Genomic DNA, 16,553 nt, shown 5'->3' with positions numbered 1-16,553 from the left:
ATCGACACGATCGACTCGTACGCCCCGGACGGAAGGACCCAGTGGACGAGAGCGACGAGAGCGGCGACGGCGGACGCCCGCAGTCCGGCGCGGGGGGAAAGAACCCCGGACCGGGCAAGGAGCGCCCCCGCCGCCCCGCCGGACCCGGCGGCGGCCTGCTGATGGGCCGCCCGTTCGGCGTGCCCGTGTACGTGGCCCCCAGCTGGTTCGTCGTCGCGGCGCTCATCACCTGGGTCTTCGGAGGCCAGCTCGACCGCGTCCTGCCCGAGCTGGGCGGAGCCCGCTACCTGGTCGCCCTCTTCTTCGCGATCGTCTTCTACGCCTCCGTCCTGGTGCACGAACTCGCGCACACGGTCGCGGCCCTCCGGTACAAGCTGCCGGTGCGCCGCATCCAGCTCCAGTTCTTCGGTGGTGTCTCGGAGATCGAGAAGGAGACCGAGACCCCGGGGCGCGAGTTCGTCCTCGCCTTCGTGGGGCCGCTCCTCTCCCTCGTCCTGGCGGGGGTGTTCTATCTCTCCATGCAGTTCGTGGAGTCCGGCACCGTCCCCGGCGTCCTGCTCGCCGGCCTGATGATCTCCAACCTCATCGTCGCCGTCTTCAACCTGCTGCCCGGCCTGCCGCTCGACGGCGGGCGCATGCTGCGCGCCGTCGTCTGGAAGATCACCGGCAAGCCCATGAGCGGCACCGTCGTCGCCGCCTGGGTCGGGCGCGCCCTCGCCGTCGCCGTACTCATCGGCCTGCCGCTGCTGACGCACAGCGGGGACTCCGCCGCCGAGGTCGGCGGGATGGAGACCGTCACCGACGCCCTGCTCGCCGCCATCCTCGCGGGCATCATCTGGACCGGTGCGGGCAACAGCCTGCGCATGGCCCGCCTGCGTGAACACCTCCCCGAGCTCCGGGCCCGCACCCTCACCCGCCGCGCGGTACCCGTGGAGTCAGCCACCCCGCTCTCCGAAGCGCTGCGCCGGGCCAACGACGCGGGCGCCCGCGCCCTCGTCGTCGTCGACCCGGAGGGCACTCCCAAGGGCCTGGTCAGGGAGTCCGCCATCGGCGGGGTCCCCGAGCACCGCCGCCCCTGGGTCGCCGTCGGCGGCCTCGCCCAGGACCTCACCGAGGGCATGCGGGTCCCCGCCGAGCTCGCCGGCGAGGAGCTCCTCGACCGTCTGCGCGCCACCCCCGCGACCGAGTACCTCGTCGTGGAGGAGACCGGCGCGGTCTACGGCGTGCTCTCCACGACCGACGTCGAACGCGCCTTCCTCGCGGCCATGAGGCGTCCGGGGTCCTGAGAGAAGCCCCCGGGGCGGAGGCGGTCCGGCCGTCGACCGGCGGAATTCGGCCCGGGAATCACCGGTACGCTGGTCACATGTCTGAACCGACCGGTGCCGCCCGCCGACGTGGGCCCTTCAAGGTCGGGGACCAAGTACAGCTCACCGACCCCAAGGGACGCCACCACACCTTCACGCTCGAAGCCGGAAAGAACTTCCACACCCACAAGGGTTCTTTCCCGCACGACGAGCTGATCGGTGCTCCCGAGGGCAGTGTTGTCCGTACCACGGGAAACGTCGCCTATCTCGCGCTGCGCCCCCTGCTCCCCGACTACGTCCTCTCCATGCCCCGCGGCGCCGCCGTGGTCTACCCCAAGGACGCGGGCCAGATCCTGGCCTTCGCCGACATCTTCCCCGGTGCCCGCGTCGTGGAGGCAGGCGTCGGATCGGGCGCGCTCTCCACCTTCCTGCTGCGCGCCATCGGCGAGCAGGGCATGCTGCACTCCTACGAGCGCCGCGAGGACTTCGCCGAGATCGCCCAGCAGAACGTGGAGCGCTACTTCGGCAGTCCGCACCCGGCCTGGCAGCTCACCGTCGGCGACCTCCAGGACAACCTCTCGGACACCGAGGTCGACCGGGTCGTCCTGGACATGCTCGCCCCGTGGGAGTGCCTGGAGGCCGTCTCCAAGGCGCTGGTGCCCGGCGGCATCCTCTGCGCGTACGTCGCCACCACCACCCAGCTCTCGCGCACGGTGGAGTCCCTCCGCGAGATCGGCTGCTTCGCCGAGCCGCAGCCGTGGGAATCCATGATCCGCAACTGGCACGTCGAGGGTCTCGCGGTCCGCCCGGACCACCGGATGATCGGTCACACCGGCTTCCTGGTGACCGCCCGCCGCCTGGCCGACGGGGTCGAGCCCCCGATGCGCCGCCGCCGTCCCTCCAAGGGCGCCTACGGCGACGACTACGACGGCCCCGGCGCCACCCGGAACGCCTCCGCCGACCGTGCGACGGCGGCCGAAGACAGCGCCTGACGTGCGCGCCTGACGACCGCTGCCGGCCCGTGGTGACCGACCACCACGAACCGGCCGCGGTACAGCGAAGGGCGCCGCCGCCCCGCCCTCCCGGACCGACCCGGGCAGGCGGGGCGGCGGCGCCCTTCGTACATCTCCGCGGCGGCCCCCGTGCGCGCCGGCCGCGCCTTCCGGTCGGGTCCGCGAGCTGCCGCGCACCCCGCTGTTTCCCGCCCGTGTGAGGTGTGGCACGATGCTGGCCACCCCCTGCCGCCGATGCCCGGCGGGGACGTTCCACATGCTCCCCGGAAACATCAGGAGACAGACCGCGTGCAGCCCTCCGTGCTCCCGGACCTCGCGCACAACGACTCCAGGACGATGCACTGGCTCGCCACCGCCGCCGCGGTGTTCGCGACCGTCGCCGTCGCCGGTGTGCTGCAGCCCGGCGACCCGGCCGCGACCGCGTCGGCGGCGACCGCCGCTCCGGCCGGTACCCCGGCTCCCCGGGTCACCGCCGGGGCCCCCGACCCGACCGGCGTGGTCTTCCCGCTGGTCTGCGGAAGCGTGGGCCAGACCGTCGGACGGCAGGCCCGCGGCGACCTGGACGGCGACGGGAAACCAGAGACCGTGGTGGCCGTGCACTGCGCGGCCGGCTCGGGCACGCCGCCGGACGGCCTCTACGTCCTGACGCACGGAAGCGGGGCCGCACCCCGGGTCGTGGCGACCCTGGTGGACCCCGCTCAGCGCATGACGGTCGGTGAACTCGCCGTGGAGAACGCCGTCGTCTCCGCGACGACACTCGGCTACTCCTCGGACGCGGTCCCCCAGTGCTGCCCCGACCAGCGCGAGGAGACCACCTGGCGCTGGACGGGCGGTGCCTTCCTGCGGTCCGTCGCGAAGTCCGACGCCGGCGTCTGACCGGCCCCGGGCACCCGCCCGCGACGGTCAGGCCGCGTCGGGTCCGTAGACCTCGACGCTGTCCGAAACCCGACGTACGTGGATGCAGTCGCCGGGGCACTCCTTGGCCGAATCCACCACGTCGGTCAGCAAGGGCAGCGGGACCCGCGTGGTGGCGCCCGGCTCCTGGAGCAGCTCGTCGTCGGCGCTCTTCACGTAAGCGAGTCCGTCGATGTCCAGCTCGAAGACTTCGGGGGCGTACTGGACGCAGATCCCGTCGCCCGTGCACAGGTCCTGGTCGATCCAGACCTCCAGATCCTCGGTGTCGCTCGCGCCGGGCGAGTCCTGCTGCACGGTCATGTGTCCTGCCGATCCCTGCGTATCTCAACCAATTGAAGCCAGCCCTGACGGGTGTTGAACGGTTCGACGATACAACTGGCTGCTTTCGGGTGCCCAAGGGTGGGTATTCCCTTGGCACGAGGGGGAGAGCAAGGGTGAAGATCGGACACACCCCGCGGTCTTTGTGATCTAGGGGTTTCAATCACCACCCACGCAGGTAGGGTCAGGAAGCGTCCAGCTCCCCTTGGAGGAGGTGAGGACCGTGGCAGCCCACGACGACGACATCAACCGCGGCATCCGGCCCGGGCGGGGGTCAGAAGACCCGTCGGGCCAGGTCGCCTATCTTGAGCAGGAAATCGCCGTCCTGCGACGCAAGCTCGCCGACTCTCCGCGTCATTCGAGAATTCTCGAAGAGCGGGTCGTCGAGTTGCAGACCAGTCTGTCCGGTGTTACCGCACAGAACGAACGGCTCGCCCATACGCTCCGAGAGGCCCGCGACCAGATCGTGGCCCTCAAGGAGGAGGTCGACAGGCTCGCGCAGCCGCCCGCCGGTTTCGGCGTGTTCCTGCAGGCCAATGAGGACGGCACCTGCGACATCTTCACCGGGGGCCGCAAGCTCCGGGTGAATGTCAGCCCCAGCGTCGAGCTCGAAGGCCTCCGTCGAGGCCAGGAAGTCATGCTCAACGAAGCGCTCAACGTGGTCGAGGCCATGGAATTCGAGCGGGCCGGGGACATCGTCACCCTCAAGGAGATCCTCGAGGACGGCGAGCGAGCCCTGGTGGTCGGGCACACCGACGAGGAACGGGTGGTGCGGCTCGCCGAGCCGCTGCTCGACATCACCATCCGCCCCGGCGACGCGCTCCTGCTGGAACCCAGGTCCGGCTACGTCTACGAAGTGGTGCCCAAGAGCGAGGTCGAGGAACTCGTCCTCGAAGAGGTCCCGGACATCGACTACGACAAGATCGGCGGCCTGGGCGACCAGATCGAACTGATCCGCGACGCGGTCGAACTCCCGTACCTCCACCCCGACCTCTTCAAGGAACACGAACTCCGTCCCCCGAAGGGCATCCTGCTCTACGGTCCGCCCGGCTGCGGCAAGACGCTCATCGCCAAGGCAGTCGCCAACTCGCTCGCCAAGAAGGTCGCCGAGGTCACCGGTCAGCCCGCGGGGAAGAGCTACTTCCTCAATATCAAGGGCCCCGAACTCCTCAACAAGTACGTCGGTGAGACCGAGCGGCACATCCGCCTCGTCTTCCAGCGTGCCCGGGAGAAGGCGAGCGAGGGTACCCCCGTCATCGTCTTCTTCGACGAGATGGAATCCCTCTTCCGCACCCGTGGCAGCGGCGTCAGCTCGGACGTGGAGAACACCATCGTCCCGCAGCTGCTCGCCGAGATCGACGGTGTGGAAGGGCTGGAGAACGTCATCGTCATCGGCGCCTCCAACCGCGAGGACATGATCGACCCGGCCATCCTCCGGCCCGGCCGCCTCGACGTGAAGATCAAGATCGAGCGTCCGGACGCGGAGGCCGCGAAGGACATCTTCGCGAAGTACCTCACCGCGTCGCTCCCGCTGCACTCGGACGATCTGGCCGAGCACGCCGGCTCCAAGGCCGCCGCTTCCCACGCCATGATCCAGTCCGTGGTGGAGCGGATGTACACGGAGTCCGAGGAGAACCGCTTCCTCGAAGTCACCTACGCCAACGGTGACAAGGAAGTCCTCTATTTCAAGGACTTCAACTCGGGCGCGATGATCCAGAACATCGTCGACCGGGCGAAGAAGATGGCCATCAAGGCATTCCTCGAAGAAGGCCAGAAGGGCATTCGCGTCTCCCATCTCCTCCAGGCGTGCGTGGACGAGTTCAAGGAGAACGAGGACCTGCCCAACACCACCAACCCGGACGACTGGGCCAGGATTTCCGGCAAGAAGGGCGAGCGGATCGTCTTCATCCGCACGCTCGTCACCGGAAAGCAGGGCGCGGACACCGGCCGGTCCATCGACACGGTCGCGAACACCGGGCAGTACCTGTAACGAGCGGACCGGCTGCGGCTGCCCCACCGGGCAACCGCAGCCGGCTGTTTTCCCCGGAGCCGCCGCCCTATCCGCGCGGTTTCCGCACCTCATCCGCGCCGCATCCGCGCCGCATCAGAACAAAGACGTAATGGATCTCCCCACCGGGGCGGAGGCGCTCTAGGCTCTGACGTACCGCCGACCGCGCAGTGCGGGGCCGGACGACCGCGCACTCAACCGGACAAGCAGCGGTACTTGAGCGCCGTTCCCGGAGGGGACGGCGCCGGGCAAGGAGGGCCGCATGACCGTACGGCGAGTAATGGGCATCGAGACGGAGTACGGAATCTCCGTCCCCGGCCACCCCAACGCCAATGCCATGCTCACCTCGTCCCAGATCGTCAACGCCTACGCGGCGGCGATGCACCGGGCGCGCCGTGCCCGCTGGGACTTCGAGGAGGAGAATCCGCTGCGGGACGCGCGAGGCTTCGACCTCGCCCGCGAGACCGCCGACTCCAGCCAGCTCACCGACGAGGACATCGGCCTGGCCAACGTCATCCTGACCAACGGCGCCCGCCTCTACGTCGACCACGCGCACCCCGAGTACAGCTCCCCGGAGATCACCAATCCCCGGGACGCCGTCCTCTGGGACAAGGCCGGCGAGCGCGTCATGGCCGAGGCCGCCGAACTGGCCGCCGCCATTCCCGGCGCCCAGCCGATCCACCTCTACAAGAACAACACCGACAACAAGGGCGCCTCCTACGGCACGCACGAGAACTACCTGATGAGACGGGACACCCCCTTCTCGGACATCGTGCGCCACCTGACCCCGTTCTTCGTCAGCCGTCAGGTCGTCACCGGAGCCGGCCGGGTCGGCATCGGGCAGGACGGCCGCGACCACGGCTTCCAGCTCAGCCAGCGCGCCGACTACTTCGAGGTGGAGGTGGGGCTGGAGACGACGCTCAAGCGCCCCATCATCAACACCCGCGACGAGCCGCACTCCGACGCGGAGAAGTACCGCAGGCTGCACGTCATCATCGGCGACGCCAACCTCTCCGAGATCTCGACCTATCTGAAGCTCGGCACCACCTCGCTGGTCCTCTCGATGATCGAGGACGGGTTCATCAACGTCGACCTCGCCGTCGACCAGCCCGTACGGACCCTGCACCAGGTCTCGCACGACCCGTCCCTCCAGCGTCTGATCACGCTCCGCAGCGGCCGGACACTCACCGCGGTGCAGCTCCAGATGGAGTACTTCGAGCTGGCCCGCAAGTACGTCGAGGAGCGGTACGGCGCCGACGCCGACGAACAGACCCGGGACGTCCTGGTGCGCTGGGAGGACACGCTCAACCGCCTGGAGAACGACCCGATGAGCCTGTCGGGGGAGCTGGACTGGGTGGCCAAGCGGGCCCTCATGGACGGTTACCGCCGCCGGGACGGCCTGGAGTGGGACGCCCCACGCCTGCACCTGGTCGACCTCCAGTACGCGGACGTACGGCCCGACAAGGGGCTCTACAACCGGCTCGTGGCCGGTGGGCGGATGAAGCGCCTGCTGGACGAGGACGACGTCTCCCGCGCGCGTACGCAGCCTCCGGAGGACACCCGGGCCTACTTCCGGGGCCGCTGCCTGGAGCAGTACGCGGACGACGTGGCCGCCGCCTCCTGGGACTCGGTCATCTTCGACCTGCCGGGCCATGACTCTCTGCAACGGGTGCCCACCATGGAGCCGCTGCGCGGGACGCGGGAGCACGTCAAGAACCTCCTGGACCGCTGCCGCACGGCGGAAGAGCTGGTCCGGGTGCTGTCCGGCGGCTGAACGGGCCGCCGGAGGGGAATGATCGGGACAGGGCCCGGACGTTGGAAAAGTACCGGGCCGATGTCGGACCCCGTGGGTAGGGTCTGATCAAGAGCTTCGAATGCTTCGAACCGAGCGGGGTGAGCTAGATGGCGACCAAGGACACCGGCGGCGGACAGCAGAAGGCGACGCGCTCCACCGAGGAGACCGAGGAGCAGGCGCAGGAAGCGCAGGCTTCGGAGGACCTCAAGGAGCGCCAGGAGAAGCTGAGCGACGACGTCGACTCGGTCCTGGACGAGATCGACGACGTCCTGGAGGAGAACGCCGAGGACTTCGTGCGGAGCTTCGTACAGAAGGGCGGGGAGTAGTCCGCGCGGACTCCGTTCCGGACAGCGTTCCGGACACGTGTTCCGTGTGGTGGCCACCGGCGGTGAGCGGGCGCCCGGCGCCCTGAACCGCCGGACCGGCTTCGCTGACGCACGCCGCCGCTGACCGGGAGGTCACCGGCGGCGGCAGGGCCGTCGCGGGGGAGCGGCCGGGCGACGGGCAGGACCGCCGGCCGCTTCACCCGCACAGGTGGATCACCGCCACCGGGCGGGTAGGGTCCGTGACGTACCGTGCTTCAACCGCACACCGGCCATCGGCGCATCGGGCGTCCATCCCGACCCCGGCGGGCCGTCGCATGCATACCTGGAGGGAAACGCGTGGAAGCCAACACTCGTCACACCGGGCGTCTACCAGCTGCGTTCCTGACGCCGGGTTCGTCCTCGTTCATGGACTTCCTGTCCGACCACGCACCCGCGATGCTTCCGGGCAACCGGAACCTCCCGCCCCTCAAGGGCGCCGTCGAGGCGCCGCACGGGACGACCATCGTCGCGGCCTCGTTCCCCGGCGGCGTGGTGCTCGCCGGTGACCGGCGGGCCACGATGGGCAACATGATCGCCCAGCGCGACATCGAGAAGGTGTTCCCGGCCGACGAGTACTCCGCCGTCGGTATCGCGGGCACCGCCGGTCTCGCGGTGGAGATGGTCAAGCTCTTCCAGCTGGAGCTGGAGCACTTCGAGAAGGTCGAGGGCGCCCAGCTCTCCCTGGAGGGCAAGGCCAACCGCCTCTCCACGATGATCCGCGGCAACCTCGCGATGGCCATGCAGGGACTCGCGGTCGTCCCCCTCTTCGCCGGCTACGACGTCGACAAGGGCCGGGGCCGGATCTTCTCGTACGACGTCACCGGAGGCCGCTCGGAGGAGCACGCCGGATACGCCTCCACGGGCTCCGGATCGCTCTTCGCCCGCGGCTCCATGAAGAAGCTCTACCGCGAGGACCTGACGGAGTCCCAGGCGCTCACCCTGGTCGTCCAGGCCCTGTACGACGCCGCGGACGACGACTCCGCGACCGGCGGCCCCGACGTGGCGCGCCGCATCTACCCGATCGTCACCGTCATCACCGAGGAGGGCTTCCGCCGGCTGTCGGACGGCGAGTCCTCGGCGATCGCCCGGGAGATCCTGGAGCGCCGTCTCGAGCACCCCGACGGCCCGCGCGCGGCTCTGCTCTGATCCGGCCCGGAGTTCCGGGGACTTCGAGATGCACTCCTCACTGACAGAAAGGGACGGATAGCCGGTGTCGACGCCGTTCTATGTCTCACCCCAGCAGGCCATGGCCGACCGGGCGGAATACGCCCGCAAAGGCATCGCCCGCGGTCGCAGCCTGGTTGTGCTGCAGTACGCCGACGGCATTGTGTTCGTCGGCGAGAACCCGTCCCGTGCGCTGCACAAGTTCAGCGAGATCTACGACCGGATCGGCTTCGCCGCCGCCGGCAAGTACAACGAGTACGAGAACCTCCGCATCGGCGGGGTGCGCTACGCCGATCTGCGCGGATACACCTACGACCGCGACGACGTGACGGCCCGTGGGCTGGCCAACGTCTACGCGCAGACGCTCGGCACCATCTTCTCCAGCGCGGCCGAGAAGCCGTACGAGGTGGAGCTGGTCGTCGCCGAGGTGGGCGCCGAGCCCGAGGGCGACCAGATCTACCGGCTGCCGCACGACGGCTCGATCGTCGACGAGCACGGATCGGTCGCGGTCGGCGGGAACGCCGAGCAGATCAGCAATTTCCTGGACCAGCGGCACCGCGACGGCATGACGCTCGCCGAGGCGCTCAAGCTCGCCGTCCAGGCGCTCTCCCGCGACCCCAACGGCAGCGAGCGGGAGATTCCCGCGGAGCGGCTGGAGGTCGCGGTGCTGGACCGGACCCGGCCCCAGCAGCGCAAGTTCAAGCGGATCGTCGGACGGCAGCTCGCGCGGCTGCTGGAGGCCGACGGCGCCGCGGCGACCACCCCCACGGACGCTCCGTCCGACACGGAGGAGACCGAGTCCGAGGAGTCGAGCGGGTCCGCCGAGGAGTAGTCCCGGCGGCCGGTCCGTGACCGTGCCCCGGGCCCCCGTCCACCGGACGCGGGGCCCGGGGCACGGTCGTGTGAGCGGTCAGCCGTCAGCCGTCAGCCGTCAGCCGTCAGCCGTGAGCCGTGAGCCGTCAGCCGTCAACCGCGAGCCGTCCGTGGGCGGCGGGGCGGTGGAGCCGCGTACGACCAGCTCCACCGGCAGGCTGCCGGTGCGGACGGGGCGGCCTTCCAGCACGGCGATCAGGGCGCTCATGCCCCGCTCGCCGACCTGCTCGGCGGGGAGCGCCACCGTGGTCAGCTCGGGCTCCACCGCGGTGGCGAGCGCCAGGTCGTCGAAGCCCGACACCGACAGGTCGTCGGGGACCCGCAGGCCGAGGCGCCTCGCCGCCTTGCACGCGCCCGCCGCCAGCACGTCCCCGTCGCAGACCAGCGCGGTCGGCCGGGGCCCCGGCGCGGTCAGCGCCGCCTCGGCCGCCCGCAGCCCGCCGGAGACCTCCAGCGCCGAGGCGACCGTACGCAGGGAAGTGCCGGGCACGGCGGCGAGCGCCTCGCGCAGGGCACGGGCGCGCTCCGCGAAGGTCCACGAGTCGACGGCGGCGGCCACGTGCGTGAAACGGCGGTGGCCGAGGGCGAGCAGATGCTCCGCCACCTGACGCATCCCGTCGGCGATGTCGAGGTTCACCCCGGCCGCGGCTCCCGGGGCGGACGGGTCGCTGTCCAGCATCACCAGTGGCAACTCCGTGTCTCCCAGCGCCCCGAGGGCCTCCGTCGCCATGGACGAGGCGATCACCCCGTCGAGCGCCGCGCGGGCGCTGGCGAAGGGGTCCTTCGCCGGGCCGGTGCCGTCGGGGGACGGGTAGAGCACCACCCCGAAGTCGTGGTCGGCGGCGACCGAGGCGGCGCCCGTGTAGACCCGGGCGAAGAACTCGTGGGTGAGCGCGGGCACCACCAGCAGCGCGGTCCTGGTCTTCCCCATACGCAGGCTGCGGGCGGCGAGGTTGGGGCGGTAACCGAGATCCCGCGCGCTCGCCCGGACCCGCTCGGCGGTGGCGTCGGAGACCCGGCCGGTCCACTTGCCGCCCAGCACCAGGGAGACCGTCGCCTGCGACACCCCCGCGACCCGCGCCACGTCCCGGCTGGTGGGGCGGGCCGGGGCCGGCTGGGACGGGCTGCTCACTGTGCCTCCGTGCGGGTGGTGCGGTGCTGGACGAGTCCGCCGGGCGGCGTACGGCGGTACGGCGACCTGCGCCGCGCGGTGGACCGGCGGACTGCGCACATGGTACGTATGAACCTCGAAGTTATACGTAAAACCTCGGGCGGGCTCGGGCCCGGACCGGGGGAGAGGGGCGGGAATGGCCGCGGGATATCTGGACATCCTCCGGGAGCGGCACGCGGCCCGGCTGCTCACCGGCACCCTGATCGGACGGCTGCCGAACGGCATCGCCCCCATCGCGATCGTGCTCTTCACCCGGGCCGAGGGCGGCAGCTACACACTGGCCGGCGGCCTCGCCGCCGCGTACGGCCTCGCCACGGCGGTCGGGCAGCCGCTCCTCGGGCGGGCGGTGGACCTCTACGGCCAGCCGCGCGTGCAGCTCCCGGCGGCGGTCGTCTCCGCCCTCGGCATGGTGCTGCTGGCCCTCACGGGTCTGGATCCGCTGCCGCTCGCCTACGCGGCGGTCATCGTCTCCGGCGTGTTCACCCCGCCCCTGGAGGGCGGACTGCGCGCCCTCTGGCCGTCCGTACTCGGGCAGCGGGAGGAGCGGGTGCACCGCGCCTACGCCCTGGACGCGGTCGCCCAGGAGGTCATGTTCACCGCCGGGCCGCTGCTGGTGACCCTGCTGGTGTCCCTCTGGTCGCCCGCGGTGGCCCTCCTCGTCGTGAACGCCGCCGGAGTCCTCGGGGCGCTTTCGGTGATCCTCTCCGAGCCCTCCCGCACCTGGCGCTCCGCACCCCGCGAGGCCCACTGGCTCGGCGCCCTGCGCTCGCCCGGGCTCCTCGCCCTCCTCGGCTCGCTCTTCTTCGTCGGGATCGCTCTCGGCTCGATCACCGTGGCGGGCGTCGCCTACGCCGACGACCAGGGCCGCGAGTCCGTGTACGGCTGGCTGATGGCGGCGCTGGGGCTCGGCGCGCTGATCGGCGGTTCGGTGTACGGGGCCCGGCAGTGGGCCGGTGCCCCCGAGCGCCGGCTCCGCGCTATCGTCGCGCTGCTCGCCCTCGGCTACCTGCCGCTGGTGCTGACGCCCGGCGTGGTCGCGATGACGGCGCTCGCCGCCCTCGCCGGGGTGTTCCTCGCGCCGGCCATCGCCTGCTCCTTCATCGTGGTCGACCGGCACGCGCCCCGGGGCACCGTGACCGAGGCGTTCTCCTGGCTCGTGACCACCATCGGCGTGGGAGCGGCGGCCGGAACGGCCCTGGCGGGGCCCGCCGTCGAACTGGGCGGGACCTCCTGGAGTTTCGCCGTCGCCGGAGCGGGCGGAGCGGCCGCCCTGGTGGTTCTGCTGGCCACCGGAAAGGTCCTCGCAGTTCCGGCACGTGAGCGCGTCGTCGCGGCCGGTCGGGAAAATGATCGAAACGGAGCTGTCGAACCCGGTTTCAGCTCACGCCGTAAGGCGTAATGTTCAGTCATGGACCGCCGCATTTTCGGGCTGGAGAACGAGTACGGCGTCACGTGCACGTTCAGGGGACAGCGCCGACTGTCACCTGACGAAGTGGCGCGCTACCTCTTCCGCCGTGTCGTGTCATGGGGCCGCAGCAGCAATGTCTTTCTGCGGAACGGCGCCCGCCTCTACCTCGACGTGGGTTCGCATCCGGAATACGCAACTCCCGAATGCGACAACCTCACTGAGCTTGTCACCCACGACAAGGCAGGCGAACGCATTCTGGAAGGTCTGCTCGTCGACGCCGAACGCCGCCTGCACGAGGAAGGAATCGCGGGCGACGTCTATCTCTTCAAGAACAACACCGACTCAGCGGGCAACTCCTACGGCTGCCACGAGAACTACCTCGTGGCCCGGCACGGGGAATTCTCCCGGCTCGCGGACATCCTCATTCCGTTCCTCGTCACGAGGCAGCTGATCTGCGGCGCGGGCAAGGTCCTGCAGACCCCGCGCGGAGCGGTCTACTGCGTGAGCCAGCGTGCCGAGCACATCTGGGAGGGCGTCAGCTCCGCCACCACGCGCTCCCGTCCGATCATCAACACCCGCGACGAACCGCACGCGGACGCCGAGCGCTACCGCCGCCTGCACGTCATCGTCGGCGACTCCAACATGTCCGAGACGACCATGCTGCTCAAGGTCGGCGCCACCGACCTCGTGCTCCGCATGATCGAGGCGGGCACGGTGATGCGCGACCTGACGCTGGAGAACCCGATCCGGGCCATCCGCGAGGTCAGTCACGACACCACCGGCCGGCGCAAGGTGCGCCTGGCCAGCGGCCGTGAGGCGTCGGCCATCGAGATCCAGCGCGAGTACTACGACAAGGCGGTCGACTTCGTCGAACGCCGGGGCATCCGCACCGGCACCGTCGACCAGGTCCTCGAACTCTGGGGCCGCACCCTGGACGCGATCGAGGCGGAGGACCTCGACAAGATCGCCACCGAGATCGACTGGGTCATGAAGTACAAGCTCATCGAGCGGTACCGGGCCAAGCACAACATGACCATGTCGCACCCGAGGGTGGCTCAGATAGACCTCGCCTACCACGACATCCACCGTCGCAGGGGGCTGTACTACCTCCTGGAGCGCAAGGGCCAGGCCACCCGTATCTGCAACGACCTGAAGATCTTCGAGGGCAAGTCCGTGCCCCCGCAGACCACCCGGGCACGGCTGCGCGGGGACTTCATCAAGCGGGCGCAGGAGCAGCGGCGGGACTTCACCGTCGACTGGGTCCACCTCAAGCTCAACGACCAGGCGCAGCGCACGGTGCTGTGCAAGGACCCGTTCCGGTCGGTGGACGACCGGGTGGAGAAGCTCATCGCGGGCATGTGAGGTCCCGCGCGCGGCGCCGGCTCCGCCGCGTCGTCGGGCTCCGACGGACAGGCCCCGGAACACCCGTTCCGGGGCCTGTCCGTGCGCCCGTCGCCGGCACGCCGCGTACTCGAACACCACGCCGTACGCGGCGCCCGGCGGTCGCACGCAGGGGGGAGACGACCGGCCGGGCCGCGTCGCGGTGCGTCGCGAACCGGCTTCGCGCCGTGGGAAGGCCGTAAGGTGTCCGGGACCCATGACCGTGTCGTCTGAGATCTGAGGAACCAGTGCGCCGACTTGCCGGCCTTCTCGTCGTCCCCCTCCTGCTGCTCTCCGCAGCGGCCTGCGGCAGCGACGACAAGGCCTCCGACTCCGCTTCGTCCGAGACCGGCGTGCCCGCGATCACCGCGGGTGCCAAGTTCGGTGAGAAACCCACCATCGCCAAGGGCGTGGGTGACCCGCCGAAGGAGCTGAAGACCACGGTCATCAGCAAGGGCGACGGCGCCACGCTGAAGAACGGCGACGCGGTCCAGGTCAACTACCTCGGCCAGGCCTGGGACTCGACGAAGCCCTTCGACAACAGCTTCGACCGCAAGACCCCGTTCGACCTGACCCTGGGCGCCGGCATGGTCATCCAGGGCTGGGACAAGGGCCTCGTCGGCCAGAAGGTCGGCAGCCGCGTCCAGCTGGTGATCCCGCCGGACCTCGCCTACGGCGAGCAGGGCCAGGGCGACATCAAGCCCAACGCGACCCTCGTCTTCGTGGTCGACGTCGTCAAGGCCACCCAGATCCCGGCGTCCGCCGAGGGCACCAAGGTTCCCCAGAACGACGCCGCGCTCCCGAAGGTCGGCACCAACACCGACGGCAAGGCGCCCAGCGTCACGATCCCGAAGAGCGACGCGCCCGCCAAGCTCTCCTCCACCTACGTGCTGGAGTCCGACGGCGAGGTCATCACGGACACCGACAGCGTCGTGGTGAACTACGTGGGCCTGCTGTGGAAGGACGGAAAGACGTTCGACAGCACCTACGAACAGGGGAAGACACAGACCTTCCCGCTGGAGCAGGTGACCCTCAAGGGCCTGAAGAGCGGACTCGTGGGCAAGAAGGTCGGCAGCCGCGTTCTGCTGGTCATCCCGCCGGACCAGGGTTTCGGTGACACCGCGCAGCAGTCGATTCCCGCCAAGTCGACCCTGGTGTTCGCCGTGGACCTGCTGGCGAAGATGTAAGACTGTCCCGGTTGTGCAGTTCATCTTTTCCAAGGAGCAGTTTCAGTGAGCATCGAGAAGCCCGAGGTCGACTTCCCGGGTGGCGAGCCGCCGGCCGATCTTGAGATCAAGGACATCTGGGAGGGCGACGGCGCCGTCGCCGCGGACGGCGACAACGTCTCCGTCCACTACGTGGGCGTGGCCTTCTCCACCGGCGAAGAGTTCGACTCCTCGTGGAACCGGGGCACGCCGCTCCAGTTCAAGCTCGGCTCCGGCATGGTCATCCAGGGCTGGGACAAGGGCGTCAAGGGCATGAAGGTCGGCGGCCGCCGCCAGCTGATCATCCCGGCGCACCTCGCCTACGGCGACCGCGGTGCGGGTCACGCCATCGGACCGGGTGAGACGCTGATCTTCGTCTGCGACCTCGTCGCCGTCTGATCGACCGGCGGTTTCCGACCGGACGGAGATGATCCTCGCCGTCCGGCCGCCCGATCGAATGGCCGGATCGCGACGTTCCTCGCGTCCGGCCCACAGGCCGGACAGCGACCCTGTCGCCGTCCGTCAAGGACCGTGCCTCCCCGGTGGAGGCGGAAGGGCCCGTGCCGCACGGCACGGGCCCTTCCGGCATCCGTCCGGGGCACGCGTGTTTTTGCCGGAACCCCCGGGGGCGGTACGGTCGAGCGTCGTAGCGCATGGAGAGAAAGGGCGTCGATGGCGATTGCCAAGGCCGAGCGGCTGATGAACCTCGCGCTGTGCCTGCTGGGTACACGGCGTCCGCTCAGCAAGCGTGAGCTGCGCGGCTCCATCGAGGCGTACCTCGAAGCCGGTTCCGACGAGTCCTTCAACCGCATGTTCGAGCGCGACAAGGACGATCTGCGCGAACTCGGCCTCGTCATCGAGACCGTCGAGGGACTCGACGGCGACATCGGCTACCTCGCCCGACGCGACAGCAACCGCCTCCCGCCGATCACCCTCAGCGCGGAGGAGGCGGCGGCCCTGGAGATCGCGGCCAAGGTGTGGCAGCAGGCCCGCCTCGCCGGAGCGGCCAGCGGAGCGCTGCAGAAGCTGCGCGCCGCCGGAATGCCTGAGGCGGAGGACACGTACGAGGTGCCGAGCGCCCTCGAACCGCGCATCCCCGTGCACGAGGCCGCCTTCGAACCGCTGATGCTCGCCTGCCGCGACCGGCGGCCGGTCACCTTCGACTACCGCAAGGGCAATTCCGCCCACGCCGAGCAGCGTCAGGTCGAGCCCTGGGGGCTGGAGTGCTGGCGCGGCCACTGGTACCTGGCCGGCTGGGACCGCGACCGGGGCGCCGAGCGCGTCTTCCGGCTCTCGCGCATCGCCGGCCGGGTCCGCTCCCGGGCCGGCGTCTTCACCGCCGCCATTCCCGACGTCGTCACCGTCCGGGAGACCGTGGAGAGCTGGGCCGGCGAGACCGCCACCCGCACCGCCCGGATCAGGCTGCGGGCCGGCGCCGGTTTCCCGCTGCGCTCGCGCGCGGTCTCCGTACGCGACCTCGGCGACGGCTGGGACGAGCTGGAGATCCCGTACGGACACGGTCTGGACGCCTGGCTCGTCGAGTTCGGGCCGGACGTCGTCGTGCTCGAACCCGCCGATCTGCGGGCCGATGTGGTCGACCGGCTGCGCGCCGTGGCCAAGGACTGAAGAACTCT

Annotated in this window: 15 protein-coding genes; 13 read left to right on the top strand and 2 right to left on the bottom strand. The window is 70.3% G+C overall.

Annotated elements, in window-relative coordinates; all coding sequences use genetic code 11:
- The first annotated feature begins 41 nt into the window (after positions 1-41).
- The 3 genes from OHA55_RS03395 (at position 42) to OHA55_RS03385 (ending at position 3,193) form a co-directional block, all read left to right on the top strand.
- Positions 42-1,286 carry a site-2 protease family protein gene (locus OHA55_RS03395; protein ID WP_266702629.1) on the top strand — a complete coding sequence of 415 codons (1,245 nt, stop codon included), beginning with the start codon at positions 42-44 and terminating at the stop codon, positions 1,284-1,286.
- A gap of 77 nt (positions 1,287-1,363) precedes the next feature.
- The gene (locus OHA55_RS03390; RefSeq protein ID WP_266702627.1) at positions 1,364-2,296 is read left to right on the top strand and encodes a tRNA (adenine-N1)-methyltransferase; all 933 of its coding nucleotides are present in this window, start codon (positions 1,364-1,366) and stop codon (positions 2,294-2,296) included.
- A 309-nt stretch (positions 2,297-2,605) separates the two neighbouring features.
- Positions 2,606-3,193 carry a hypothetical protein gene (locus OHA55_RS03385; protein WP_266702625.1) on the top strand — a complete coding sequence of 196 codons (588 nt, stop codon included), beginning with the start codon at positions 2,606-2,608 and terminating at the stop codon, positions 3,191-3,193.
- Positions 3,194-3,220: 27 nt separating this feature from the next.
- On the opposite strand, the gene OHA55_RS03380 is transcribed toward OHA55_RS03385, so the two are convergent.
- Entirely contained in the window at positions 3,221-3,532 is a 312-nt protein-coding gene (locus tag OHA55_RS03380; protein WP_266702623.1) for a ferredoxin, read from the bottom strand.
- A gap of 241 nt (positions 3,533-3,773) precedes the next feature.
- On the opposite strand from OHA55_RS03380, the gene arc reads away from it, so the two are divergent.
- From arc to prcA, 5 genes are all read left to right on the top strand, one after another.
- Entirely contained in the window at positions 3,774-5,540 is a 1,767-nt protein-coding gene (arc, locus tag OHA55_RS03375) for a proteasome ATPase (protein ID WP_266702621.1), read from the top strand.
- 280 nt (positions 5,541-5,820) lie between these two features.
- Positions 5,821-7,332 (top strand): depupylase/deamidase Dop, encoded by a 1,512-nt coding sequence (gene dop, locus OHA55_RS03370; protein WP_266702619.1) that lies wholly within the window; start codon positions 5,821-5,823, stop codon positions 7,330-7,332.
- Between the two features lie 128 nt (positions 7,333-7,460).
- Positions 7,461-7,679 carry a ubiquitin-like protein Pup gene (locus OHA55_RS03365; RefSeq protein ID WP_266702617.1) on the top strand — a complete coding sequence of 73 codons (219 nt, stop codon included), beginning with the start codon at positions 7,461-7,463 and terminating at the stop codon, positions 7,677-7,679.
- Positions 7,680-8,015: 336 nt separating this feature from the next.
- The gene (prcB, locus tag OHA55_RS03360; protein ID WP_266702615.1) at positions 8,016-8,864 is read left to right on the top strand and encodes a proteasome subunit beta; all 849 of its coding nucleotides are present in this window, start codon (positions 8,016-8,018) and stop codon (positions 8,862-8,864) included.
- 64 nt (positions 8,865-8,928) lie between these two features.
- A complete protein-coding gene (prcA, locus tag OHA55_RS03355) occupies positions 8,929-9,714 on the top strand; it encodes a proteasome subunit alpha (protein WP_266702613.1) in 786 nt (261 codons plus the stop codon).
- 99 nt (positions 9,715-9,813) lie between these two features.
- Here prcA and OHA55_RS03350 read toward each other — a convergent pair whose 3' ends face one another.
- Positions 9,814-10,887, bottom strand: coding sequence for a LacI family DNA-binding transcriptional regulator (locus OHA55_RS03350; RefSeq protein WP_266702611.1), 1,074 nt, complete (start codon positions 10,885-10,887; stop codon positions 9,814-9,816).
- A gap of 175 nt (positions 10,888-11,062) precedes the next feature.
- Here OHA55_RS03350 and OHA55_RS03345 point away from each other — a divergent pair, with 175 nt between their 5' ends.
- The 5 genes from OHA55_RS03345 to OHA55_RS03325 all read left to right on the top strand — a co-directional run bounded on the left by OHA55_RS03345 (position 11,063) and on the right by OHA55_RS03325 (position 16,545).
- Entirely contained in the window at positions 11,063-12,325 is a 1,263-nt protein-coding gene (locus tag OHA55_RS03345) for an MFS transporter (protein ID WP_266702609.1), read from the top strand.
- A gap of 9 nt (positions 12,326-12,334) precedes the next feature.
- Positions 12,335-13,696 (top strand): Pup--protein ligase, encoded by a 1,362-nt coding sequence (pafA, locus tag OHA55_RS03340; RefSeq protein ID WP_266702607.1) that lies wholly within the window; start codon positions 12,335-12,337, stop codon positions 13,694-13,696.
- A gap of 266 nt (positions 13,697-13,962) precedes the next feature.
- Positions 13,963-14,901 carry an FKBP-type peptidyl-prolyl cis-trans isomerase gene (locus OHA55_RS03335; RefSeq protein WP_266702605.1) on the top strand — a complete coding sequence of 313 codons (939 nt, stop codon included), beginning with the start codon at positions 13,963-13,965 and terminating at the stop codon, positions 14,899-14,901.
- A 45-nt stretch (positions 14,902-14,946) separates the two neighbouring features.
- Positions 14,947-15,318, top strand: a complete 372-nt coding sequence (locus OHA55_RS03330; protein WP_266702603.1) for an FKBP-type peptidyl-prolyl cis-trans isomerase — start codon at positions 14,947-14,949, stop codon at positions 15,316-15,318.
- Between the two features lie 273 nt (positions 15,319-15,591).
- Positions 15,592-16,545: a YafY family protein gene (locus OHA55_RS03325; protein WP_266702601.1), complete on the top strand. Its 954-nt coding sequence runs from the start codon at positions 15,592-15,594 to the stop codon at positions 16,543-16,545.
- Positions 16,546-16,553 lie beyond the last annotated feature (8 nt).

The sequence above is a fragment of the Streptomyces sp. NBC_00102 genome, from assembly GCF_026343115.1.
In the GTDB taxonomy this organism is placed as follows: domain Bacteria; phylum Actinomycetota; class Actinomycetes; order Streptomycetales; family Streptomycetaceae; genus Streptomyces.
This window is presented reverse-complemented; position numbering and strand designations above follow the sequence as displayed.

Excerpts from the sequence above, each read along its gene's own strand:
- OHA55_RS03390 (WP_266702627.1), top strand. The coding sequence starts at position 1,364 with ATGTCTGAACCGACCGGTGCCGCCCGCCGACGTGGGCCCTTCAAGGTC.
- OHA55_RS03380 (WP_266702623.1), bottom strand. The coding sequence starts at position 3,532 with ATGACCGTGCAGCAGGACTCGCCCGGCGCGAGCGACACCGAGGATCTG.
- dop (WP_266702619.1), top strand. The coding sequence starts at position 5,821 with ATGACCGTACGGCGAGTAATGGGCATCGAGACGGAGTACGGAATCTCC.
- OHA55_RS03365 (WP_266702617.1), top strand. The coding sequence starts at position 7,461 with ATGGCGACCAAGGACACCGGCGGCGGACAGCAGAAGGCGACGCGCTCC.
- OHA55_RS03345 (WP_266702609.1), top strand. The coding sequence starts at position 11,063 with ATGGCCGCGGGATATCTGGACATCCTCCGGGAGCGGCACGCGGCCCGG.
- pafA (WP_266702607.1), top strand. The coding sequence starts at position 12,335 with ATGGACCGCCGCATTTTCGGGCTGGAGAACGAGTACGGCGTCACGTGC.
- OHA55_RS03325 (WP_266702601.1), top strand. The coding sequence starts at position 15,592 with ATGGCGATTGCCAAGGCCGAGCGGCTGATGAACCTCGCGCTGTGCCTG.